This is a genomic window from Cellulophaga lytica DSM 7489 (genome assembly GCF_000190595.1).
Lineage (GTDB): Bacteria > Bacteroidota > Bacteroidia > Flavobacteriales > Flavobacteriaceae > Cellulophaga > Cellulophaga lytica.
The window spans coordinates 1,425,551-1,450,173 of the sequence record NC_015167.1; the positions used below are offsets into that span (position 1 = coordinate 1,425,551).

A 24,623-nucleotide genomic window follows, 5' to 3' on the forward strand; every position below is an offset into this window, starting at 1 on the left:
ATGTCTAAATTTACACCGCAAAACTACTTAATTAAAACGATATGTTTACTGGCATTATAGAAACTTTAGGGAAAGTAACCGCATTACGCAAAGAAGAAAGTAACCTACACATTACTATAAAATCTACTTTAACACCAGAGCTTAAAATAGATCAGAGTGTTGCTCACAATGGTGTTTGCCTTACCGTTATTGCTATAGAAGATGACACCTACACTGTTACTGCTATTGATGAAACGTTACAAAAAACAAGTATTGGTGCTTTAAAAGTAAACTCTTACGTAAATTTAGAACGTGCTATGATTTTAGGTACAAGGTTAGATGGCCATATTGTACAAGGGCACGTAGACCAAACTGGAGTTTGTACTGCTATTGAAGAAAAAGATGGTAGTGCTGTTTTTAGTTTTGAATACAATGCAGATTATAATAATGTAACTATAGAAAAAGGTTCTATTACAATAGATGGTACTAGCTTAACTGTTTTTAACTCCGGAAAAAACACATTTAGCGTAGCTATTATACCTTATACTTTTGAAAACACTGTTTTTAACACCTATAAAATAGGCACAGTTGTAAACCTAGAGTTTGATGTAATTGGAAAATATGTTGCTAAACTAATTGCCAAATAAATTACACTTTTATAAAAATCTTTTTTCTATAAAGCACATAAGCTAATAGTACGTAAAATGTAACTACGGTTAATGCGTATACTATTGACGAAATTTTTAAAGATATAAACTGATGTACATAGAGGTTTTTAAATAACCAACCATGAACAGATGTATTTCCTACTTTTATAAGTGCAAATAGCTTAGCTATAAAACTAGATAAGAAAAAAACGGTAATGGCGTTGGCTCCTGCGTATTTAAAAACACCTCCAAACTTTTTGTTTTTTACATCAGAAAAATAATAAATAACAGCCAAAATAATAGTTGCCCACCCGGCTGTTACTAAAACAAAACTACTGCTCCACAAAGCCTTATTTATAGGAAAAAACAAATCCCAAATATGACCTGCAGTTAATAAGCTTACACCTAAAAGTAAAAGTATTTGTGTTTTCTTTTTGTAGGCAGATTTTAAGAGCAAACCAACAAATACCCCTAATAAAGAGGTAGCTATTGCAGGCAAAGTACTTAAAACACCTTCTGGGTCATAATCTGTTTTCCACATATGAGATCCCAAAACTTTTAAATCTATAAAATTTGCCCAATTGTTTGGCGCTCTATCAAAGGTAGGAGCAGTACCATTAATAGGTACAAAACCCATCCATAACCAATACATTATTAAAATAGCAGCGCAAACGGCCACTAGCGCTTTCCAATTTAATTTTATAAACAAAATTGCTGTAAAAAAGAATACTAAACCAATACGTTGCAATACTCCAGGAAAACGTATATCATTAAAATCTTTAAAAAAAGGAAATGAAAGCGTAAATGCGCCTAAAAACAATCCAAGACCAATTAGCTTTAAAGACCTTATAACAATTTTACGATATGTTTTTCCTGTTACTTCTTTGGTATGATATGCATAAACTATAGAAATACCTACAATAAATAAAAAGAAAGGGAACACTAAATCTGTTGGTGTATAACCGTGCCAATCTGCATGTAAAAAAGGAGCATAAACGCTAGACCAAGTTCCTGGGTTATTTACCAAAATCATTAAAACAATGGTAATTCCCCTAAAAATGTCTACAGATACAACCCTATTTTTCATTTACAGAATGTTACTTTTCATTTTATTCCAAGCTTTTATTAACAATAAACCAGCCACCAAGGCAATTCCCGTAAATATTAATGCCTTTATTGTTTCACCATAAATCCAATACCCAGTTGCAAACATACATGTGTATATAAGTACACAGCCTAATACCATAGCTCCTATGCCAGAAGGAACACTCCATTTTTCATTAGGGTTTACAATATCTATTTTATCTGCTTTAGCATTATCTACCACTTTTTTCCAACCCGGTCCTCCAGGTTGTATTTTTTTGTAAAAACTGTTTAATACCTCATTAGACTCTGGCTTAGTCATAAATGTAGCCGCTACCCAAATTATAGTTGTTACCAACATTACAAACGGAATCTGAAACCAATCTGGAAAAACTCCTGTATCTACTGCAAAAAGATAGTTTCCTAGCGGAGTAACTTTTAGTAAGATAGATAAGACTCCTGATGCAAACATTGCTGCAATCTCTGTCCAGGCATTAATTCGCCACCAAAACCAACGTAAAATAAAAATTAGTCCGGTACCGGCTCCAAACAACAATAACATATCAAAAACCTCCATAGCATTTTGCATTAACAAGGCCAAACAAGCACTTAATACCATTAATACAACAGTAGAAAATCTGCCAACAGCTACCAATTGTTTTTCTGATGCATTAGGATTTACTTGTTGCTTGTAAAAATCATATACTATATAAGATGATCCCCAGTTAAGTTGAGTAGAAATTGTACTCATATAAGCAGCTATTAATGACGCTAACACCAAGCCTAATAATCCGCTTGGTAATTTTGTTAGCATAGCAGGGTAAGCCAAATCATGTCCTAATTTATCTGCTGCTATATTAGGAAAAGCTTCTGCTATACTAGCAACATCTGGGTAAACAACTATAGATGCTAAAGCAACTAAAATCCAAGGCCAAGGGCGTAATGCGTAATGCATAATATTAAAAAAGAAAGTTGCACCAATAGCATGGTTTTCATCTTTTGCAGCCAACATACGTTGTGCAATGTAACCACCGCCACCAGGTTCTGCTCCCGGGTACCAAGAACTCCACCATTGTACAGCTAAAGGAATAACTAATAAGGTAATTACAGCATTTGTATTGCTAAAATCTGGTAAAATAGATAATTTCCCTTTCACATCTTCATGTGTTAGTAAGCTTGTTACTCCGCCTACTTCTGGTAAATTAACCAAATAGTAAGCAGCGCCTATTGCACCACCCATTGCTACAAAAAATAATAAAAAATCTGTATAAACCACACCTTTAAACCCGCCTAAGGCACTAAACGTAACGGTTATTAGACCTGCACTTACTACGGTTTGCCAAGGCTCTAGACCTAGCATTATTCCTCCAATTTTTATTGCTGCTAATGTTACAGCAGACATTGTAATTACATTAAAAATAACACCTAAATATATAGACCTAAATTTTCTTAAAAAACTGGCTGGTTTTCCACCATAACGTAATTCATAAAACTCTAAGTCTGTATTTACATTAGATTTACGCCAAAGCTTTGCGTATACAAAAACAGTTAGCATACCTGTAATTAAAAATGCCCACCAAACCCAGTTACCAGAAACACCATCTGTTCTAACAATATCTGTAACTAAATTAGGTGTGTCTGTAGAAAACGTTGTTGCAACCATAGAAAGACCTAGCAACCACCAAGGCATTGTTCTTCCAGATAAAAAATATTCTGATGAGCTTTTTCCTGATTTTTTAGAAACCACAACTCCAATACCTAAAACAATTGTAAAAAAAACAATGATTAGCGTATAATCTAGTGCACTTAATTCCATTTTTTAGTAGTTGGTTAATTAGTAAAGATATTATTTTTTACAATACTTTTGTCTTTTTTAGCTAAACGCCAATTATGGGTCTATTAATAACAGCAAACATTTCTACAACTGCATGGGTTTTGGCTTTTACAGCCGTATTTGTAATGGGTGTTTCTAAATCTGGTTTAAAAGGCATTTCTATAATTGTAGTTACACTTATGGCTTTGGCTTTTGGTTCTAAAGCATCTACAGGTTTACTTGTACCATTGCTTGTTGTAGGCGACATTTTTGCTGTAATTTATTATAGGAAATATACCCAGTGGAAATACATTTTAAAGTTTTTACCCTGGATGATTAGCGGTATTTTAATAGGTGTATTTGTTGGTAAAGATTTACCAGAAGCTTCTTTTAAATACTGTATGGGTGGTATTATATTAATTACCGTTTTGATGATGCTTTGGTGGGATCAAAAAAAATCTAAAAATGTACCAACACATTGGGCATTTGCCGGCTCTATGGGTTTACTTGCTGGTATTACTACAATGATTGGTAATTTGGCTGGCTCTTTTTCTAACATCTACTTTTTAGCAATGCGCTTGCCTAAAAATCAGTTTATAGGCACAGCTGCTTGGCTTTTTTTAATTACCAATATTTTTAAGCTCCCTTTTCACATTTTTGTGTGGCATACCATTACAAAAGAATCTGTTCTTTTAAACCTAAAACTTTTACCTGCTATTTTTGTAGGCTTTATTGTTGGCACCATTCTAGTAAAGTACATTAAGGATAAATTTTTCAGAAAAATGATACTAATTCTTACAGCTATAGGTGCTTTGCTAATCTTGCTTAGATAATTAATTGGTTTTCCTTGTAATAATCTTATATTCATACATAAAATCATTAAGTTTTCTATATCCCCTATGAAAAATTTAACCTCGCTTATTTTACTTTTCTTTATTAGTTGCTACGTTATTGTTGGACAAAATCTTTTTCCACCTATACACAACTATAAAATATTTGATTACAACGCTGCTAGTAAAAATTGGGGATTAGCCACTAATAAAGATGGCGAATTATTTTCTGCCAATAATGCTGGTCTTTTACATTTTAATGGAGAAGAATGGAAACTTAACGCCTTACCTAGTAAAACCACCATACGATCTGTTGCTGCTATAGATGATAAAATTTACACCGGTTCATATGAAGAATTTGGATTTTGGAAAAAAGATAGTCTAGGTGTTTTAAAATACACATCATTAACACATCTTATAAAAAACCACGTATTTACTAGTGAAGAGTTTTGGCAAATTATACCTCATAACAATGCAATTGTTTTTAGGTCATTTTCTAAAGTATATGTGTACAAAAACAATAAAATAACGGTAGTTAAAGCAGATATTATTGTTAACAATATTACAAAACACAACAACCAAATTATAGTTGCAGGTGGTGATGATGGTTTGTTTTATTTAGAAGGTGACACCTTAGAACCTCTTGTCTTAAAAAACAACATTTCTTTTGTAAATAAAACTGTAGTAGATATGGTTTCTATTAAAGAAGGTTTGTTAATTGGCACCAAATTAAACGGTTGTTACTTAATTAAAAATAATGAAATTAATGTTTGGGGTAGCACTATTAACGACACATTAAAACAGCATCAGCTTAATAAAATTATGGTGTTAAATCAGCACAGCATTGCTTTTGGCACTATAAAAAACGGACTCTTTTTATACAACAATAACACAAAAACCTATAAAAGCATTAATCGCGAAGTTGGACTACAAAACAACACCATTTTAGCTATGGTTGCTTTTAAAAATCAGCTTTGGTTAGGGTTAGACAATGGTATAGACCACATTCAACTAGACCACCCAATTACATATTACACAGATTTTACTGGTGTTTTAGGTACTGTTTATGACATTGCTTTGTACAACAACAAAGTATACTTAGGATCTAATACTGGTTTGTATTATGTAGATAATGATGTGCTACATTTTGTAAAAGGCACTCAGGGGCACGTTTGGGATATTGCAGTTGTAAACAATGAGCTCTTTTGTGGACATAATACAGGAACATTTAAGTTAAATAAAGATGGCTTGGTTAAGGTTTCTAATATTTCTGGAGGCTATCAAATAGAGAAAATACCTGAGGACAAATCATCCTTTTTACAGGGTACTTATACCGGAATAGCAAAATACAGTAAAGATGATATTAACCAATGGACTGTAGAACGATTAAAAGGCTTTAATTTACCAGTAAAAAAATTGTGTTTTGAAGACGCTAACACACTTTGGGTTGCTCACCCATATAAAGGTTTTTACAAACTAAAATTAAATAGCACCTATGACTCTGTAATTAGCTCCAAAGAATATAACGGAAAAAATGCCCCTAATAAATACAATGTAAAACTCTACAATATTAAAAACCAAATTGTTTTTTACAGTCAGGGAGAGTGGTTTAAATACGATCCTATTTTAGACAAAATTGTAACGTTAGAGGAGTTTAGCTCATTTAAAAATAATGAGTTGTTGTATTATAATGATGATCATTTTTGGTTTATTGACAATGAAAACAGTAAAAAAATTACTTATACCAATTTTAAGGAAGACAATATTATTATTGAAAACCAAAGTTTAAAAAAACGTATAATACCTGAGGCAGAAAATATTATTAAGGTAAACGACTCTACATTTTATTTTACCCTTGTAGATGGTTACAGTCAAATAAACTTTAACAAGTTAAACAATCAGTTAAAAGATAATAATAGGCTACCAACTCCTAAATTAGTGAGTTTTACTGGTAAACAAAACAGTTACCCAATACATACAAAAAACATAACACTGCCTTTTAAAGATGCTGGTAATATTAGTATTAAAATTGCTTCATCTGGCGTTATGCACCCAAAATATTACTATAGTTTAGATGGCAAAGATGCTCAATTTGCTAAATTAGATAATGGTTTTATATCGTTTCAAAACTTAAGTCACGGTAGTTACACTTTAGAGGTTTACGGTGTAGGTATTGACAATAAAAAATCTGTTCCAAATGTCATTAACTTTACTATTAAAGCTCCTTGGTATTTGTCTGGCCCTGCACTTTTAATTTACTTTTTACTTGTAATAGCCGCCATAATACTTATTAGAAAATACAACAAATACAAACTAAACCTTAAGCACAATAAGCTTAAAGAGCGTATGCAAAAAGAGCAAGATGAAAAAATTGCGCTTTTAGAGAAAGAAAAATTAGCAAAAGAAGTAAAGCTTAAACAAAAAGAATTAGCTAATACTACATTAAATATTGCTAAAAAGAATGAAATTATTTTAGACCTAAAAAACCTATTAACTCAAAACAAAGATAAATTTCCTAATCAGCAACGTTATAAATCTTTTATGAAAAGGTTAAACAATTCTGTTAACAACAAAGAAGACTGGAAACGATTTGAAATGAATTTTAAAGAATTGCATAGCGACTTTTTTGAGAATCTTTTAAAAGAATACCCAAAGCTTACTCCTAAAGATTTAAAACTATGTGCTTACCTTAAAATGAACCTATCTACTAAGGAAATTGCACCGCTTATGGCTATTACGGTTAGGGGTGTAGAAATACATCGTTACCGTTTACGAAAAAAATTAAATATAGATAGCTCAGAGAACATATCTAACTTCTTAATCACCTTTAAATAAAGGTTTTTCTGTCATAAACAGCTTAACAATTACATAACACGCAGTACATCATTACTACATCAAAGTGTTAAAAGTGTATAAAAAACTAGGTTACAATACTACTGCAAACCATACTATTGGCGGTGTGTAGCGTAATTTTTGTGTTGATGTAGTTTTTATGTAGTTGCTAAAACCTTAGCAAACAGCCTCTTTTATTAATTTAGTAAAAATCTAACTCAATTTTTAATGTATTATGAAAATACTCAATCAAATATTATTAATCTGCTTTATTCTGTTCGGGATGTCTGCCTACGCCCAAGAGAATATAACGGTTAAAGGACAAGTAGTAGACAATAATGGCACACCTTTATTGGGTGCTAGTATTATTATTAAGGGTACTACAACAGGAACACAAACAGATTTTGATGGTAACTACCAATTAAACAGCGTTCCAAACAACGGAACTTTAGTTATAAGTTACATTGGTTTTATCACATCAGAAATTGCTGTAAATAATTCCAATACAATTAATGTAACCTTAGAAGAAGATGCAGAGTCTTTAGATGAAGTTGTTGTAATTGGTTACGGTGAAATGAAGTCTAAGGATTTAACCTCATCTATAACCACTGTTAAAGCCGAGGAATTAGCAGCTGTACCTACAGGTTCTGCTATGCAGGCTATGCAAGGTAAGGTTGCGGGTATGCAAGTAGTAAGTAGCGGTTCTCCTGGGCAAGGACCAACTATTAGAGTAAGGGGTATAGGGTCTTACAACACAGGTGCCTCTGCCCCTTTGTACGTTGTAGACGGTATGTTTTTTGACAATATAGATTTTTTAAATACAGCAGACATAACATCCATTTCTGTCTTAAAAGATGCTTCTGCATCTGCAATTTATGGTGTTAGAGCTGCAAATGGTGTTGTTCTAATAGAAACAAAATCTGGAGCATTTAATAAAAAAGCAGAAATTACATATGATGGCTACTCTGGTTTTCAGGTAGCACAAAACGTTTTAAAAGTTGCTAACGCAGAACAATTTACAACCTTAGCGTTAGAATCTGGTTCTGCACCAGATGCAGACTATATTCTAAATGCTATGCAGCGTTATGGTCGTAGTAGAGTTAACCCAAATGTACCTAATGTTAATACAGATTGGTATGATGAAATTATAAGACCAGCTTTAATACAAAACCATAGTATTGGTGTAACTGGTGGTAGTGAAGATGTTAGTTATTCTGTAGGGGCTAATTACTTTGGACAGCAAGGTATATTAGACACTAAAAATGAATATGAGCGTTTTAACTTAAGAAGTAAAATAGAGTTTAATGCAAACGACTGGTTAAAAGTTGGTGCTAACACGGTAATTAGTAACGCTACTAGATATGATGGTGATAACTCTGCTTGGCGTGCTGCTTATTTTGCTGTACCTATTTTACCTGTGTATGATGAGGCTTTAGCTAACGACCCAGATGTTTTCCCTACAAACTATGCTAATGCACAAGATTTAGGCTATAGAGGTGGTCAAAACCCTTTTCCCCTTTTAGATTTTAATGAAAACAGAACAAAAATTAGAAATATACTTGCTAATTTTTATGCAGAAATAGACTTAATACCTACTAAACTTAAGTTTAAAACTGCATACAACCACAACTACCAAACTCTAGAGTACAGAAGTGTTAATTTACCTTACTACATTGGCGATAGTTTTCAAAGACCAGATGCTTCATTAACAAAGAGTAACACAACAATATCAAATCAGATATGGGATAATACTTTAACTTATAAAGAATCTTTTGGTAATCATGATGTAACTGTCTTAGCTGGTACTTCGTTCAGAGATGAATCTTATCAGTTTTTAAGTGCAACAGGATTAAACTTTCCGTTGTCTGGTGAAGAAGCCTATTATTTAGACCAAGCACAGACTATTGTAGAAAATAGTGTTGGTGATGGTGGTGCAAGAGAATATGGTTTCTCATACTTTGGTAGAGTATCTTATAATTATGATGGTAAATACCTACTTTACGGAACCTTTAGAGCAGACGGAACTAACAAATACCAAGAAAAATGGGGTTATTTCCCTACAGTTGGTGCTGGTTGGGTTGTATCTGAAGAACCTTTTATGCAAAACAATGGTGTTTTTGATTTTCTTAAACTACGAGGTAGTTGGGGTAAATTAGGTAATGATAATGTTGCTGGCAGTAACGGTTCTATTACTTCTTCTGTAGTTACAACTGCGTTAGGAGACACTATGTTTAGCGGTTTAAACACAGGTAGTGATTTTACTTCTTTAAAATGGGAGGTTACAGAGGAAACTAACATTGGTATAAATGCTAGTTTTTTAGCCAACAATTTATCTTTAGAGGCAGATTATTATGTTAGAGATACAAAAGACGCCGTTATCCCTGTACAAAGACCATTAATACCTGGTTCTACCAGACAAAACGTAGGAGAAATTAGAAACTCTGGTTTTGAAATGTCATTAAACTGGAGTAAAAAAGTATCAGATGATTTTAGTTATAACATTGGCGGTAATTTTTCTACACTTAAAAATGAAGTATTAAGTTTAGATGGTCAACAATATATAGATGCTGGCTCAGCAGAATTTCGTCAACGTTCTATAGTTGGTGAACCTCTTTACGCTTTTTATGGTCGCGAGGTTGTTGGCATTTACCAAAATGAAGCAGAAATACTTGCAGATCCTGTTGCTGTAGCTAATAACTTAGTCCCTGGCGATTTTAAATACAAAGAAAACGGTGGAGATCCTACTACTATTGATGATGATGACCGCGTAGTTTTAGGATCTTACTTACCAACATACTCATACGGATTTAACTTTGGGTTTAACTACAAAAATTTTGACTTCACGGCTACTGCTTCTGGTCAAGGTGGCAACAAAATACTTAACCGTAAAAGACTAGAAGTAATTTTTACTAGTGATACTAACTGGGACAGAGACTTTGCTGTTAATCGTTGGCACGGTGAGGGTACTACAAACTCATACCCATCTGCAGCCGCAGTACGTAAAGGGTGGAACCAAAAATTAAACGATTACTACGTAGAAGATGGTGACTACTTTAGAATTCAGAACATAACACTTGGGTACACAATTAATAAAAATGGAGAATTAAAAGGTATTCCTAAAACCCGTATTTACCTAACAGCAGAAAAACCATTAACCATATTTGGTTATAACGGGTTTAACCCTGAGGTTGCTAATGGTATAGATAACCAAACATATCCTATCCCTGCAGTTTATACAATGGGAGTTAACATTAAAATATAAGACTTATGAAACTGTATAAAAAACATATATCACCTCTACTTATACTAGCATTTATTGCATCAGTATTTGTTGGGTGTTCAGACAAGTTAGATGAGCCACAGGAAAACAACAACTTTGCTGGTGGTACAGATTTTACAAAAACCGAGGATATGATATTGTCTATCATTGGTGTTTACGATGCTTTTCAATCTCGTGGATGGGAACAACCTTTATTAATTTCTGTTCGTGGAGACGATGTTAATGCTGGTGGTTTAGGTGACCAACAAGATTTTGCTGAAACTGACCTTTTTAATTATAACAAAGATTATTGGATGTACAATTCTCTTTGGGAAAACGTATATGTAGATGTTATTACAGCACATACAGCTATGGAACAAATAGCACGTTACCAGGAGTTTGCAGATGCAGACGGTATTGATAAAGGAAACCAATACATTGCAGAAGCTAAAGTTTTAAGAGGAATGATGTTGTTTCAAATTTCTCAGGTTTGGGGAGATATTTTTATTCCAGAATCTTCAGACACTGGCGCCCTTTTAAACGTTACAGAGTTACCTACTAAGGATGAGGTTATGCAACATATATCTAACCAGATGGATGAAGCAATTTCATTTTTACCAGACGCAAGACCTAATGAGCGTATAGATATCCCTGGAGGGGTTACAAAATATACTGCTTTAGCTATAAAAGCATTGGCTAACCAAGAACTTAAAAATTACCAAGAAGTTGCTGCTGCAACCGGACAAATAATTAACTCTGGTAAGTTTAGTTTATTTACAGATTATTATGAGCTTTTTAAAACTCCTGGTAAATTAAGTGATGAGAGTATTTTAGATTTACAATATTCAGATTTTGGACAAGGTGAAGGTGATAGAGAAGGACATTTGTTTGCTCCTTATGGCCCGCAAAACTGGACTCCGGCTGTTACTGGTGCTGCATCTGGCTGGGGTTTTTATGAGCCTAGCTTAAAATTTATAAAATTTATGTTAGACCGTGGAGAAGCTGTGCGTTTAGAAACTAGCGTACTATTTACAGATCGCGGTATTGCAGAGCTTCAAACAGATCCAAATTACGCTACTCTACCAAGTTTTGTAAAAAACACAACCAGAGATGGTGATGTTATAAACGACTATTCTAGAGCCCTATTTTCTAGTGGTAAACACTATTTGCCATCAAACCAATTAATAGAAGGCAGAACAGAATACGGTAGTAACAAAAACTACAATGTTATACGTTATGCAGAAATTTTATTAATGTATGCAGAAGCCATTACACAAGGAGCAACAGCAACATCTATAACTGCAGATAATGCTGTAAACTTGGTAAGAGAAAGAGCTGGTATGCCATCTCTTACTGGTGTAACATTAGACAATGTAATAGATGAAAAATTTGCCGAACTGGGTATGGAATGGGGCAAGCGCTATTACGATATGGTTAGACTAGGCAGATTTAGCGAGCTAAACTATGACGGAAGAACATTTTCTGAAGACAAGGTTTACCTTCCTTACCCACAACCACAGGTAGACCAATTTCCAATTTTAGGAAACTCATCAAACTAAAAAACTAAACGCTATGAAAAATTTAAAATATACAATAACCTGTTTGGTTTCTGCATTATTTTTCTATTCTTGTGACCAAGGTATAGATAACATAACGCAAGTAGCTGCAGGTGCAGATGAAACTGCGCCAGAAGTTAAAATAAATTATCCTACAGAAGGCACAAAAATTAAAGTACTAGACATTGTTACTTCTATTGTAATAGATTTTGAAGTTACTGATGATATAGAAGTTGCCTCTATAAATGTTGCCATAGATAATAATACAATACAATCTTTTACAAGTTTTAAAGACTATAGACGTGTTTTAATAGATGATTTAGTTTTTGATAATTTAGTTGATGGCACACATAAACTAACAATTACCGCAACAGATTTAGAAGGTAAAACCACTGAAGCCTCTGTAAACTTTGAAAAAGAACCTGCCTATACACCATTGTTTGCCGGAGAAACCTTATATATGCCTTTTGATGGTGATTATATAGATCTTATTGGCTTACAAGCAGCAACTAAAGTTGGTAACCCTAATTTTGCTGGAGAAAGTGTTGTTGGCACCAATGCATATGCAGGCGCTACAGATGCATATTTAGAATATCCTACAGACGGTTTAATTGGCGGTACAGAGTTTAGTGCTTCATTCTGGTACAAGGTAAATGCAACCCCAGACAGAGCTGGTATTTTAATTATTGGTGATGATGCAGAAGACCGTTTTCAAGGTATAAGATTATTTAGAGAAGGTAACGGCGCTGAGCAAAGAATAAAAGCTAATGTAGGGACAGGAGCAGGAGAAAGCTGGAATGATGGTGGCGTTATAAATGTTGCAGAACAAGAATGGATATATATTACACTTGCCGTTTCTGCTACCAAGAGTACTATCTTTTTTAATGGTGTTGCAGTAAATACTGCAGATTTGGCAGCACCTGTAGATTGGACAAATTGTAATACTGTTACAATTGGTGCTGGTGGAGATACTTTTAGTTACTGGGACCATAAATCAGACAAGAGTGCTATTGATGAGCTACGTTTCTTTAACAAAGCACTTACTGATAGCGACATAGAAAATATGATAAACGTTACTAACCCTTATACAGGTGTTTATGATGGAGAAATGTTCTACGCTGCTTTTGATAACGACACAAAAAATAAATTTACGGCTCAAGAGGCTACCGTAGTTGGTTCTCCAGGATTTGCAGATGAAAGTGTTATTGGTAGTAACGCCTTTGCAAGTACTACAGATTCTTATATAACTTATCCTGCAAATAACTTATTAAGTGGCACAGAGTTTAGCGCAACATTCTGGTATAAAGTAAATGCAACCCCAGACAGAGCAGGAATTTTAGTTATTGGTGATGATGCTGATGATCGTTTTCAAGGACTAAGGCTATTTAGAGAAGGTAGTGACACAGAACAAAGAATTAAAGCCAATATTGGTATCGGAACTAATGAAAGCTGGAATGATGGTGACATTATTAACGTTGCAGACCAAGAGTGGGTATTTGTAACCTTAGTTGTTTCTGCTACAAAAAGCACTATTTATTTTGATGGTGTTGCTGTTAATTCTGTAGACTTAGCTGCTCCTATAGACTGGACAGGTTGTGACCTTATAACAGTGGGTTCTGGTGGTGAAACATTTAGTTACTGGGATCATAAATCAGATAACAGTGCTATAGACGAACTACGCCTATACAACAAAGCACTTTCACAACAAGAAATACAGTCTATTAGAGACGCAGATTTATAATAAATACATTTTTAGTTTTTAGTTAATTCATTTTTATGAGATTATTTTTAGTAGTATTGGCTGTTGCATCCTTATTAACAGGATGCAACAACAAGCCAAAAAAAATTCAAAAACAAGTTTGGACAGATGAAGCTTTACTGGACTCTGTACAAAAACAAACGTTTAACTATTTCTGGGATGGCGCAGAGCCTGTTTCTGGACTAGCTAGAGAACGTATACATTTAGACAGTATTTACCCAACACACCATAAAGACATTATAACTATTGGCGGTTCAGGATTTGGACTAATGACCATTGTTGTTGGTGCAGAACGTGGCTACATTACCAAAGAAGAAGCTTTATCTAGATTTGAAAAATCTGTAGATTTCTTAGAAAAAGCAGATCGTTTTCATGGTGCATGGCCACATTGGTTAATGCCTAGTGGCAAAGTTGCTCCCTTTAGTCAGTATGATGATGGTGGAGATTTAGTAGAAACTGCCTTTTTAATTCAGGGTTTATTAACTGTAAAAGAATACTATGCAAATGGCGGTGAACGTGAACAAAAACTAGTTGCTAAAATTCAGAAACTTTGGGAAGAAGTAGAGTGGGATTGGTACACAAAAGGAGAAAACACCTTATACTGGCATTGGTCTCCTAATGTAGCCTGGAAAATGAATTTCCCTGTTGGTGGTTACAATGAAGCATTAATAATGTACATATTAGCTGCTGCATCACCAACACACCCTGTATCTAAAGAGGTTTATGATAAAGGTTGGGCTCTAAATGGGCAAATTGCAAAAGACACTGTTTATTATGGTTTAGAAACAGAGCTTAATCATTATGAGCATGATGCATCTCCTGTTGGTCCGTTATTTTGGGCACATTATTCATACTTAGGTTTAAACCCTAAAGGATTAACAGATGCCTATGCAGACTATTGGAAACTAAATGTTAATCACGCTAAAATACACTACAGACACGCCGTAGAAAATCCAAATAAGTATAAGGGTTATGGCAAAAACTTATGGGGGTTAACATCTAGCTATTCTGTAAAAGGCTATGCTGGCCACAGACCAGATAACGACTTAGGTGTAATATCACCAACAGCAGCATTATCTTCTATGCCATATACACCAAAAGAAAGTATGCAGTTTTTACGCTATATGTATACAGAGCAAGATTCGCTTGTTGGTAAGTATGGCCCTTATGATGCTTTCAGCTTAGAAAACAACTGGTCTTTACCTCGTTATTTGGCCATAGACCAAGGTCCAATTCCTGTAATGATAGAAAACTATAGAACAGGTTTATTATGGAATTTATTTATGAAAAACAAAGACTTACATAAGGGGTTAGAAAAACTAGGTTTCTCTACAACGCACAAAAATGACAATTAAAAATAGTCTTTTTACAACATTACTTATACTTGTAATTATCTCGTGCAAAAGCGGAGATGATTACGAGTATACTCCAATTGAATTTCCTACTGATGACGATCCAATTTCTACACCTACAATAACTGATGAGGAGCTGCTAGATATTACACAGGCTGAAACCTTTAAATATTTTTGGGATTTTGCTGAGGTAAATTCTGGCGCAGCAAGAGAGCGCTACCATCCTAACGACCCAAGTAATAGTGAATACACAGTTACAACAGGTGGTACAGGTTTTGGTATTATGGCACTTATTGTGGGTATAGAAAGGGGTTTTATTACCAAGGAAGAAGGTATAGATCGTTTTTCCAAAATTCTAGATTTTTTAGAAAAATCAGATCGTTTTCACGGTGCTTGGCCACATTGGATTAATGGAGAAACTGCTAAGGTTATGCCTTTTAGCGACTTAGACAACGGCGGAGACTTGGTAGAAACTGCCTTTTTATCTCAAGGTTTAATTTGTTTAAAGGAGTATTTAAAAAATGGCTCTGATAAAGAAAAAGCTATAGCAGCAAAAGCAGATGAGCTTTGGAAAGGTGTGCAATGGGATTGGTATACAAACAATGAAAATACACTATACTGGCATTGGAGCCCTAACAACAATTTTGCAATAAACCTAGAGCTAAAAGGGTATAATGAAGTATTAATTGCTTATGTATTAGCTGCTGCTTCACCCAATTATTCAATTTCTAAAGAGGTATATACAAACGGTTGGGCATCTAACGGTTCAATTGCATCTACTAACACAAAGTATGGGTTTCCTATATTGGCTAAACACGCTGGCAACCAAGAATATGGCGGGCCTTTATTTTGGGCTCATTACTCCTACTTGGGCCTAAACCCTAAAGGATTATCAGACGAGTATTTAAATTACTGGAACGTAAACACTAATCACGCTAAAATAAATTACAGCTATAGTGTAGAAAATCCAAAGCAATTTAAAGATTATGGAAAAGATTGTTGGGGTTTAACAGCCAGTTATACAAGAAATTCAGACGGTACAATTGGGTATAATGCTCATAGTCCGTCTAATGATACTGGAGTCATCTCGCCAACAGCAGCAATTAGTTCTTTACCGTATACACCAACAGAATCTATGCTGGCATTGCATTATTTCTACAAAAATAAAGATAAGTTGTTAGGCCCTGCTGGGTTTTATGATGCGTTTAGTCCGGAATATAATTATTGGGTTGCAGAACAGTATTTAGCTATAGACCAAGGACCTATTTTACTTATGATAGAGAATTACAGAACCGGACTTCTATGGGACTTATTTATGCAAAATACCGATGTAAAAAATGGTTTAGACAAGTTAGAATTTAGCTATACAGAATAAAAAACATCAATCTAAAAGATAAAAAATACCCACCACGGGAAATAAAAATTACAGCATATGAAAAAAACAAACCTACTACTAATACTCACATTTTGCAGCACCTTTTTGGCTATTGGGCAAACAAAAGTTCCTTTTATAGAAGACTTGCTTGCTAAAATGACTATAGAGGAAAAAATTGGACAACTAAACTTGGTAACACCTGGCGGAGGTATTGCTACAGGTTCTGTTGTAAGTAGTAACGTTGAAGAAAAAATTAAAGCCGCCAAAGTTGGTGGTATGTTTGGTATATCTGGACCAAAAAAACTAAAAATAGCACAAGACTTTGCGGTAAATGATACACGTTTAAAAATTCCGTTATTCTTTGGTTCTGATGTAATACATGGGTACAAAACAACTTTTCCTATTCCGCTTGCAACAGCATCTAGTTGGGATATGGATTTGATTAAAAAAATGGCAGAGACCGCTGCATTAGAAGCAACTGCAGATGGTATAAACTGGAACTTTTCTCCTATGGTAGATGTGGCGCGTGATCCTCGTTGGGGTAGAATTGCTGAAGGTGCTGGTGAAGATCCGTATTTAGGTTCTGCAATAGCAAAAGCAATGGTGCACGGCTACCAAGGAAACAATTTAACTGCTAAAAATACAATGTTAGCCACGGTAAAACATTTTGCACTTTATGGTGCTGCAGAGGCTGGTAGAGACTACAACTCTGTGGATATGAGCAGAACAAAAATGTTTAACCAATACTTACCTCCTTATAAAGCTGGTATAGATGCCGGTGCAGCAAGTATAATGACTTCTTTTAATGATGTAGATGGCATACCTGCAAGCGGTAACAAATGGTTACTTACAGACTTATTACGCAAAAAATGGGGGTTTAAAGGTTTTGTGGTTTCAGATTACACTTCTGTAAACGAAATGATTGCTCACGGGCTTGGAGATTTACAAGATGTATCTGCATTATCTTTAAAAGCTGGTTTAGATATGGATATGGTTGGCGAGGGTTTTTTAACTACACTTAAAAAATCTTTAGATGAAGGCCGTGTTACAGAAGAAGAAATTACCAATGCTTGTAGAAGAATTTTAGAAGCTAAGTATAAACTTGGCCTTTTTGATGATCCGTACAAGTATATTGATGCAAAAAGACCTAAAAAAGACATTTTAACCAAAAAGAGTAAAACATTAGCAAGGGAGGCTGCTAAACGCTCTTTTGTACTTTTTAAAAACCATAATAACATACTACCACTAAGTAAAACAGCTAAAATTGCGTTAGTGGGGCCTTTAGCAAATAACAAAAATAATATGCTGGGTACTTGGGCACCAACAGGAGACCCGCAATTGTCTATTCCTATTTTAAACGGATTTAAAAACGTTGCTTCTAAAGCCAAAATAACATATGCTAAAGGTGCAAATATTACAGATGATACTGAGTTAGCTAAAAAAGTAAATGTTTTTGGAACACGTGTAGATATTGACAAAAGGTCATCTGAAGAACTTTTGCAAGAAGCATTAGACCTTGCTAAAACATCAGACGTTGTTGTTGCCGTTGTTGGTGAAGCATCAGAAATGAGTGGTGAAGCTGCAAGTAGAACAGATATTTCTATTCCTAATAGTCAAAAAAGATTAATACAAGAACTTGTTAAAACAGGCAAACCGGTTGTTTTAGTATTAATGAGCGGTAGACCGTTAACTATTGAAGAAGAATTTAATCTTCCTGTTAGTATTCTTCAAGTTTGGCACCCTGGTATAGAAGCAGGTAATGCCGTTGCTGATGTTATTTTTGGTGATTATAATCCGTCTGGTAAACTAACAGCTACATGGCCAAGAAACGTTGGACAAATTCCTATTTACCATAGTATAAAAAATACAGGTAGACCAGCTCCTTCTCCTGCTTTTGAAAAATTTAAAAGCAATTATTTAGATGTTAAAAATGCGCCTTTATTGCCTTTTGGTTACGGACTTAGTTATACCAGTTTTAAGTATTCTAACATCAACCTATCTAAAAAAGAAATTGCTCAAGGAGAAGACGTAACAGTATCTGTTACAGTAAAAAACACTGGTAATTTTGATGGTGAAGAAGTTGTGCAATTGTACTTAAGAGATGTTGTACGTAGCATTACACCTCCAATGAGACAATTAAAAGGATTTAAAAAAGTATTCTTAAAAAAAGGAGAGTCTAAAACTGTAGAATTGGTACTTACTGCAGACGATTTAAAGTTTTACAATAGTACTTTAGATTTTGTTGCTGAACCAGGAGATTTTGAAATATTTGTAGGGACAAATTCTAACGCCCAATTAAAGGCTACTTTAACCCTAAAATAAAAGATACAAATGCCTAATTATTTAACTTTTTTACAACGTGCTACTTTTTTAATATTAATTGTACTTACAACTACTATTGGTTATGCACAAACAAGGTATACGCAAAAAGTGTTTTCAGACATTAAGGTGAAAACCTATAGCTATGCAGATACTTTAAAGTTAGATTTTTATAGCTACAAAAAAGATACAGTTACAAACAAACCTTTACTAATTTTAGTTCACGGAGGCGGTTTCAGTGGGGGAAAACGCAACAATCCGTTAGAAATAAAATTTTGTGAAGATATGGCAAAAAGAGGCTACGCTGTAGCCTCTATGAGCTATAGATTGGTGCGCAAAGGCAACTCACTTGGTTTTGGATGTAATTGTCCGGCAGATCAAAAAATAGAAACATTTGTATCTGTATCTAGAGATATTATTAAAGCAACACAGTTTTTAATTGATAAGAAAGGTAAATTAAAATTTAATCCAGAAAGCATAATACTTGTTGGTAGTAGCGCTGGCGCAGAAGCTGTTTTAAACACAGTATTTATGAAGAATGAATACACCTTTAAAAAGTTGCCTTATGCTACTATTAAATACGCAGGAGTTATCTCTTTTGCAGGTGCTATAGTTAATGCAAATTACATTACTAAAAATACAGCTATACCAACAATGCTTTTTCACGGAGCTAAAGATAATATGGTGCCATACGCAACTGCACCTCATCATTTATGTGAAGAAAATAAACCTGGTTTTATTATGCTAGATGGCTCTTATACTATTGCAGAAAAATTAGAAAAATTAGATGTTGCACACACACTTGTAAGTGACAAAGATGGCAACCATAACTGGGCTAACATCCCCTATAGTTACACCAACCTTATTGCCAAGTTTATTACAGAAAGTGTTTTAGAAAAACAAAATATACAAAGCACAATTAAAGTAAAGCACAAAAATTAATTATGTTTAAAAAGGAGTTTTATATTGTAGTTTTATTAGTATTTGCTATTGGTTGCAAACAAAAGAAATCTCCAGAAAAGCAAACAAAAAAAAGACCTAATATTATTTATATTATGTCTGATGATCATGCAGTACAAGCCATTAGTGCATACAACCACCCTATTAGTAAATTGGCACCAACGCCAAATATTGATAAAATAGCTACAGAAGGCGCAATTTTTAATGGTAGTTATGTTACCAATTCTATTTGTGGGCCAAGCAGAGCCGTAATATTAACCGGTAAACACAGCCATATAAATGGATTTAGGCAAAACGGAGATCATTTTGATGGAAACCAAGAAACATTGCCGAAAATTTTAAAAAAAGAAGGATACCAGACAGCCCTAATGGGCAAATGGCATTTACATGATTACCCACAAGGTTTTGACGATTGGAAAATTCTTGTAGATCAAGGTAATTATTACAATCCAGATTTTATAATTAATGGTGATACAACCCGTGTTCAAGGCTATGCTACAGACTTAATTACTGCAGATGCCATAAATTGGTTAAAAAATAAAAGAAAAGATAGTGTTCCGTTTTTTTTAATGGTACAACATAAAGCTCCGCATAGAAATTGGATGCCAGCCTTACGCCATTTAAATAAATACGATTCTGTTTCTTTCACTTTACCTACTTCTTATTTTCCAGAGTTTAATAATCAAAAAGCTAGCAGAGCTCAATTACAAACCATTTATAATGATATGTATGAAGGGCACGACTTAAAACTATCTACTGGTATTAATAAAACCAAGCTTGCACATAACCCTTGGACCACTGATTTTGATAGAATGACAGAGACTCAGAGAGCTACTTGGGACAGCGCTTATTTAGCAAAAAACAACGCTTTTTATGAGGCAGATTTAAGTAATGAAGAAATAGCAATTTGGAAAGGTCAAAGGTACTTACAAGATTATATGGCAACCATAGCAGCTGTAGATGAAGGTGTGGGTGAAATTTTAAACTATTTAAAGACGAACAATTTAGATGAAAATACTATTGTAGTATACACTTCTGATCAGGGTTTTTATATGGGTGAAAATGGTTGGTTTGATAAGCGTTTTATGTATGAAGACTCTTTTAGAACACCTTTACTTATAAAATATCCCAAAGCCATACAACCAGGTACGCAAATTAATGCTTTAGTACAAAATTTAGATTATGCACCAACAATTTTAGACTTTGTTGGCATACCTAATAAAGCAAAAGATATGCAAGGAGTATCATTTAAGGGCTTATTAAATGGTTCTGTTAACGAGAGTGATTTTAGAGACGCTATTTATTATCACTATTACGACTATCCTGCTTTTCATATGGTAAAAAAGCATTACGGTATTAGAACAAAGCGCTATAAGCTTATTCATTTTTATGATGATATAGATAGTTGGGAATTTTACGATTTAGAAACAGACCCTAAAGAGCAAAACAACCAAATAAATAATGCAGCGTATACCAAAGAAATTAAGTTAATGCATACAAAGCTTAAACAGCTTCAAAAAGAATATAAAATAACTAATAAAGAGTTTACAAAAGCCAAAAAAGAAGACGTAGACAAGGCATACAAGCAATTTAAAAAGTTAAGAGGAACACCCATAAATTAAAAAGTCGGTGCATACACACCGACTTTAAACTGACTTAAATTAGATTAATAAAAGAACAATTAATCTAGCGCAAATGTTACTGTTTTTAAAGTCTTAAATGTTAATTTAATATCAATGTTGCATTAACAATTACGCGCTAACCTCATCTTTATTTACTATTTTATTTACTATTAATGCAATTGCGCCATCACCAGTTATATTTGCCGCTGTACCAAAGCTATCCATTGCAATATAAAGCGCTATCATTAGCGCTTGTGCCTCTGCATTAAAACCTAACATTGTTTGTAATATACCTACAGCAGCCATAATTGCACCACCAGGAACTCCTGGAGCAGCAACCATAGCTATACCTAACATCATTACAAAACCAGCAAACATTGTAAAGTTAAAATCTAAACCTTGCATAAGCATAAGTGCTACTGCACAAGCAACAATTTTCATTGTACTACCCGCTAAATGTATAGTAGCGCAAAGTGGCACAACAAAATTAGCAACCTTAGGAGATACGCCATTTTTTTGTACTTGCTGTAATGTAACTGGTATGGTAGCAGCAGAAGATTGTGTACCCAAAGCTGTTAAATATGCAGGAGCCATATTAAGCAATGCTTTTAATGGATTTTGCTTGGTTATTGCACCAGCTATAATAAACTGTACTAACATTAGTAAAAAGTGCATTATAAAAATAATTCCTATAATTTTTAAAAACACACTAAGTACAGACTCTACCTGACCGTTATAAGCAATGGCAGAAAAAATACCTAAAATATATAGTGGTAATAAAGGAATAATTACCTTTTCTATCACCAGCATTATTATTTTTTGAAAATCGTTAGCTACCTTTTTTAAACTACTCTCTCCTTGCGTTGCTAATCCTAAACCAATAACAAATGCTAACACTAAAGCAGACATTACATCTAACACAGGTAGAATTGTTATGGAAAAAAACGGACTTAATTTTTCTACACCTTCACCAACATTTTGTACTGTTTGTGCTTCTATAAACGAAGGAAAAAAACCAGATGCTACAAAGTAGGTTGAAAACCCAGAAAACAACGTAGACCCATACGCTATAGCAGCCGTTATAACTAATAGTTTACCAGCTCCTTTGCCTAAATCTGCAATAGCTGGCATAATTAATCCTAAAATGATTAACGGTATTGCAAAGCCTAAAAACTGACTAAAAACAGCTTTAAAAGTGTTAAATAACCTATTTACAGATTCTGGTAAGTACAACCCAATTAAAATACCTAAAATAATTGCAATAAATACTTTAAATAATAGGTTTGAAGTAATTTTTTTAAGCATAGCCTAGTTTTTATGTTTGTAAAAAACACAAATATAGCCTAAGTAAGCTAGTCACTAATTTATAATAACAGTTACTTATTAACTAGTTAGGTTTATAAACTAGAGTTAATCTAAAGAAAAAGAAAAGTCGTTATAACTTTCTGTGCTCCATGCTAAGTGCTTTGTTGCTGGTGATGCTGCAAAAAACGGAGAAAACGTATGCACTTTTACCGTTTTATTATCTGGTAAAAATTCTAAAATTCGTAACCAACCGTCTCCACCATTACCTTGCCACCCGCCACCCATAGCTTGAGCGTTAAATGCCATTTGACTCACTTTTTTACCTCCTTTATTTTTGTCTACTTTAAAGCCCACGTGAGCTTTAAAATCATCTGCACCACCAATATGACCAGAAAAGACTAGTTGTATGTTTTTAGATGGCTCTACTAATTTCTTCCAAACTGCCTCTCCGTAGTTAGCATCTTTTACAGGATAATTCTCTTTTTCTATACGCTGGTTTTTAGCGTTTAAGTAGGAGTGTGTAAGTACTGCAACTGTATGGTTTTTGTACTTATCCTCATCTACCACATTTTTTGCCCATTGTACAATAGTATCTCTTGGTGCAAACTCTAAGGTCATAAATAAAAATTTACGCCCGTTAGGCGCTGTAAAATCAAAAGCTGCGTTTTCTAAACTTGGGTGACCGCCAGCATTTTTTGCAGCCGCACTTAGTAACTTATAATTAGCTTGGTTTTTATGTGCCGGAAAATACGTATTGTAGTTAGATCCTCTGTGTTCTACACCTTTGTATCCGTAATCATGGTTACCTGCAGCCAACACATAAGGTACTTGCCCATCTAACCTACCAAACATTCTAGACACAGCCATCCATTGTTGTCTGCTTGTTTGGTTTCCGTTTTTTCCATTTGGTACAATCATATCGTTTTGCTCTACCAAATCCCCGGTACACAATACCATTTTAATATTTAGCGAATCTACGTTTTCACTTATCCAAGCCGTCATTAAATCTAAAGTGCCTTGGTTGCGTTGGTACTTAACGTAATTTTGGGTATCTGGCACCAAGATTAAACTCCAAGAGTTTGGGTTAGATAGTTTTGGTGCTTCGTATTTTTTTTGGGCTATAATAGATTGTTGGGTTGTAAAAAGTAACAACGCTACTACTATAAACTGGTAAACCTTTTTCATACAAGTGTAATTATTTATCAACCTTAAAAAAATTGATTGTCTTCTTTTATTTTAGTCATCAAAAATAACTGAAAAATTACTTTTGGAATCTATAAAACAAATTATATAAAGTTAACTTAATATTAAAAAAGGAGCATATTTGTAAAGTGTCAACCTAAAAAAATAGCTCCCCATTACAGATTTCCGTAATACTTTATTTAACGCAAGTTATAAGTTTGCGTTGTTATTATTTTATTGGTAACAATTAGTAAGGTAATAGGTCTGCTTGCTAATGCGGTAATGGGGGAAGTTATCCAAATTAGTAGGTAAGACCTTTTCTTTATGTATTTATTTATTTCTGTATTTTATTGTAAGCTAAATAATGTAAGTTTGTATTTTTCTACGCACAACCAATATGACTAAACCATACTACGAGATTAAGAAGACCATTACTAATGAGTACTACTTTAATTTAAAAACTAGTGAAGGAGAAATAATACTATATGGCGAGGTTTTTAAAAGTTTAGAAGAGTGTAAGCAGCAAATTATTTTTATAAAACAATATGCTTATGACTATGATTACTACCATAGTAAATTAACAAAAGATAACAAACACTACTTTTATTTGTATTTAAATGAAGATACGTTGCTAGGCAAAAGCAATACATACAATACAGAAGAAGCAAAAGAACTAGGCATTGCATCTGTAATGCTATATGCAACAGTGGCTACAATTAAAAATTTTAGTGAGGAAGAGGAGTAGGTTGT

16 protein-coding genes are annotated in these 24,623 nt (G+C 33.9%); 12 read left to right on the plus strand and 4 right to left on the minus strand.

Annotated elements, in window-relative coordinates:
* The first annotated feature begins 41 nt into the window (after positions 1-41).
* Complete coding sequence (locus CELLY_RS06395; protein ID WP_013620847.1) at positions 42-626, plus strand: riboflavin synthase; 585 nt, start codon at positions 42-44, stop codon at positions 624-626.
* 1 nt (position 627) lies between these two features.
* Here CELLY_RS06395 and CELLY_RS06400 read toward each other — a convergent pair whose 3' ends face one another.
* Both CELLY_RS06400 and CELLY_RS06405 read right to left on the minus strand, forming a co-directional pair.
* Positions 628-1,713, minus strand: coding sequence for an acyltransferase family protein (locus CELLY_RS06400; protein WP_013620848.1), 1,086 nt, complete (start codon positions 1,711-1,713; stop codon positions 628-630).
* Positions 1,714-3,525 (minus strand): sodium:solute symporter family protein, encoded by a 1,812-nt coding sequence (locus CELLY_RS06405; protein WP_013620849.1) that lies wholly within the window; start codon positions 3,523-3,525, stop codon positions 1,714-1,716.
* A gap of 74 nt (positions 3,526-3,599) precedes the next feature.
* Between CELLY_RS06405 and CELLY_RS06410 the strand changes: the two genes are divergently transcribed.
* The 10 genes from CELLY_RS06410 (at position 3,600) to CELLY_RS06455 (ending at position 21,386) form a co-directional block, all read left to right on the plus strand.
* Positions 3,600-4,355 (plus strand): sulfite exporter TauE/SafE family protein, encoded by a 756-nt coding sequence (locus CELLY_RS06410; protein WP_013620850.1) that lies wholly within the window; start codon positions 3,600-3,602, stop codon positions 4,353-4,355.
* A 66-nt stretch (positions 4,356-4,421) separates the two neighbouring features.
* Positions 4,422-7,187, plus strand: a complete 2,766-nt coding sequence (locus CELLY_RS06415; protein ID WP_013620851.1) for a helix-turn-helix and ligand-binding sensor domain-containing protein — start codon at positions 4,422-4,424, stop codon at positions 7,185-7,187.
* 232 nt (positions 7,188-7,419) lie between these two features.
* Positions 7,420-10,446 carry a SusC/RagA family TonB-linked outer membrane protein gene (locus CELLY_RS06420; protein WP_013620852.1) on the plus strand — a complete coding sequence of 1,009 codons (3,027 nt, stop codon included), beginning with the start codon at positions 7,420-7,422 and terminating at the stop codon, positions 10,444-10,446.
* 5 nt (positions 10,447-10,451) lie between these two features.
* Positions 10,452-12,002, plus strand: coding sequence for a RagB/SusD family nutrient uptake outer membrane protein (locus CELLY_RS06425; RefSeq protein ID WP_013620853.1), 1,551 nt, complete (start codon positions 10,452-10,454; stop codon positions 12,000-12,002).
* A gap of 13 nt (positions 12,003-12,015) precedes the next feature.
* Positions 12,016-13,740 (plus strand): LamG domain-containing protein, encoded by a 1,725-nt coding sequence (locus CELLY_RS06430; protein ID WP_013620854.1) that lies wholly within the window; start codon positions 12,016-12,018, stop codon positions 13,738-13,740.
* Positions 13,741-13,775: 35 nt separating this feature from the next.
* On the plus strand, positions 13,776-15,113 hold the full coding sequence (locus CELLY_RS06435; protein WP_013620855.1) for a glucoamylase family protein: 1,338 nt from the start codon (positions 13,776-13,778) through the stop codon (positions 15,111-15,113).
* On the plus strand, positions 15,103-16,485 hold the full coding sequence (locus tag CELLY_RS06440) for a glucoamylase family protein (RefSeq protein WP_013620856.1): 1,383 nt from the start codon (positions 15,103-15,105) through the stop codon (positions 16,483-16,485). The genes CELLY_RS06435 and CELLY_RS06440 overlap by 11 nt, the downstream gene beginning before the upstream one ends.
* 57 nt (positions 16,486-16,542) lie before the next feature.
* Positions 16,543-18,807, plus strand: coding sequence for a beta-glucosidase BglX (gene bglX, locus CELLY_RS06445; protein ID WP_013620857.1), 2,265 nt, complete (start codon positions 16,543-16,545; stop codon positions 18,805-18,807).
* A 9-nt stretch (positions 18,808-18,816) separates the two neighbouring features.
* Entirely contained in the window at positions 18,817-19,746 is a 930-nt protein-coding gene (locus CELLY_RS06450) for a carboxylesterase family protein (RefSeq protein ID WP_013620858.1), read from the plus strand.
* 2 nt (positions 19,747-19,748) lie between these two features.
* Positions 19,749-21,386: a sulfatase family protein gene (locus CELLY_RS06455; RefSeq protein ID WP_013620859.1), complete on the plus strand. Its 1,638-nt coding sequence runs from the start codon at positions 19,749-19,751 to the stop codon at positions 21,384-21,386.
* A 129-nt stretch (positions 21,387-21,515) separates the two neighbouring features.
* Here CELLY_RS06455 and CELLY_RS06460 read toward each other — a convergent pair whose 3' ends face one another.
* On the minus strand, positions 21,516-22,691 hold the full coding sequence (locus tag CELLY_RS06460) for a dicarboxylate/amino acid:cation symporter (protein WP_013620860.1): 1,176 nt from the start codon (positions 22,689-22,691) through the stop codon (positions 21,516-21,518).
* Between the two features lie 105 nt (positions 22,692-22,796).
* The gene (locus CELLY_RS06465; RefSeq protein WP_013620861.1) at positions 22,797-23,876 is read right to left on the minus strand and encodes a metallophosphoesterase; all 1,080 of its coding nucleotides are present in this window, start codon (positions 23,874-23,876) and stop codon (positions 22,797-22,799) included.
* 394 nt (positions 23,877-24,270) lie between these two features.
* Between CELLY_RS06465 and CELLY_RS06470 the strand changes: the two genes are divergently transcribed.
* Positions 24,271-24,618 (plus strand): YegP family protein, encoded by a 348-nt coding sequence (locus CELLY_RS06470; RefSeq protein ID WP_013620862.1) that lies wholly within the window; start codon positions 24,271-24,273, stop codon positions 24,616-24,618.
* Positions 24,619-24,623: the final 5 nt, after the last annotated feature.

What these genes read in the sequence shown, in the direction of transcription:
- CELLY_RS06430 (WP_013620854.1), top strand. Translation starts at nt 12,016, where the DNA reads ATGAAAAATTTAAAATATACAATAACCTGTTTGGTTTCTGCATTATTT.
- CELLY_RS06450 (WP_013620858.1), top strand. Translation starts at nt 18,817, where the DNA reads ATGCCTAATTATTTAACTTTTTTACAACGTGCTACTTTTTTAATATTA.
- bglX (WP_013620857.1), top strand. Translation starts at nt 16,543, where the DNA reads ATGAAAAAAACAAACCTACTACTAATACTCACATTTTGCAGCACCTTT.
- CELLY_RS06435 (WP_013620855.1), top strand. Translation starts at nt 13,776, where the DNA reads ATGAGATTATTTTTAGTAGTATTGGCTGTTGCATCCTTATTAACAGGA.
- CELLY_RS06460 (WP_013620860.1), bottom strand. Translation starts at nt 22,691, where the DNA reads ATGCTTAAAAAAATTACTTCAAACCTATTATTTAAAGTATTTATTGCA.
- CELLY_RS06455 (WP_013620859.1), top strand. Translation starts at nt 19,749, where the DNA reads ATGTTTAAAAAGGAGTTTTATATTGTAGTTTTATTAGTATTTGCTATT.
- CELLY_RS06415 (WP_013620851.1), top strand. Translation starts at nt 4,422, where the DNA reads ATGAAAAATTTAACCTCGCTTATTTTACTTTTCTTTATTAGTTGCTAC.
- CELLY_RS06405 (WP_013620849.1), bottom strand. Translation starts at nt 3,525, where the DNA reads ATGGAATTAAGTGCACTAGATTATACGCTAATCATTGTTTTTTTTACA.
- CELLY_RS06440 (WP_013620856.1), top strand. Translation starts at nt 15,103, where the DNA reads ATGACAATTAAAAATAGTCTTTTTACAACATTACTTATACTTGTAATT.
- CELLY_RS06425 (WP_013620853.1), top strand. Translation starts at nt 10,452, where the DNA reads ATGAAACTGTATAAAAAACATATATCACCTCTACTTATACTAGCATTT.
- CELLY_RS06400 (WP_013620848.1), bottom strand. Translation starts at nt 1,713, where the DNA reads ATGAAAAATAGGGTTGTATCTGTAGACATTTTTAGGGGAATTACCATT.
- CELLY_RS06410 (WP_013620850.1), top strand. Translation starts at nt 3,600, where the DNA reads ATGGGTCTATTAATAACAGCAAACATTTCTACAACTGCATGGGTTTTG.
- CELLY_RS06470 (WP_013620862.1), top strand. Translation starts at nt 24,271, where the DNA reads ATGACTAAACCATACTACGAGATTAAGAAGACCATTACTAATGAGTAC.
- CELLY_RS06465 (WP_013620861.1), bottom strand. Translation starts at nt 23,876, where the DNA reads ATGAAAAAGGTTTACCAGTTTATAGTAGTAGCGTTGTTACTTTTTACA.
- CELLY_RS06420 (WP_013620852.1), top strand. Translation starts at nt 7,420, where the DNA reads ATGAAAATACTCAATCAAATATTATTAATCTGCTTTATTCTGTTCGGG.
- CELLY_RS06395 (WP_013620847.1), top strand. Translation starts at nt 42, where the DNA reads ATGTTTACTGGCATTATAGAAACTTTAGGGAAAGTAACCGCATTACGC.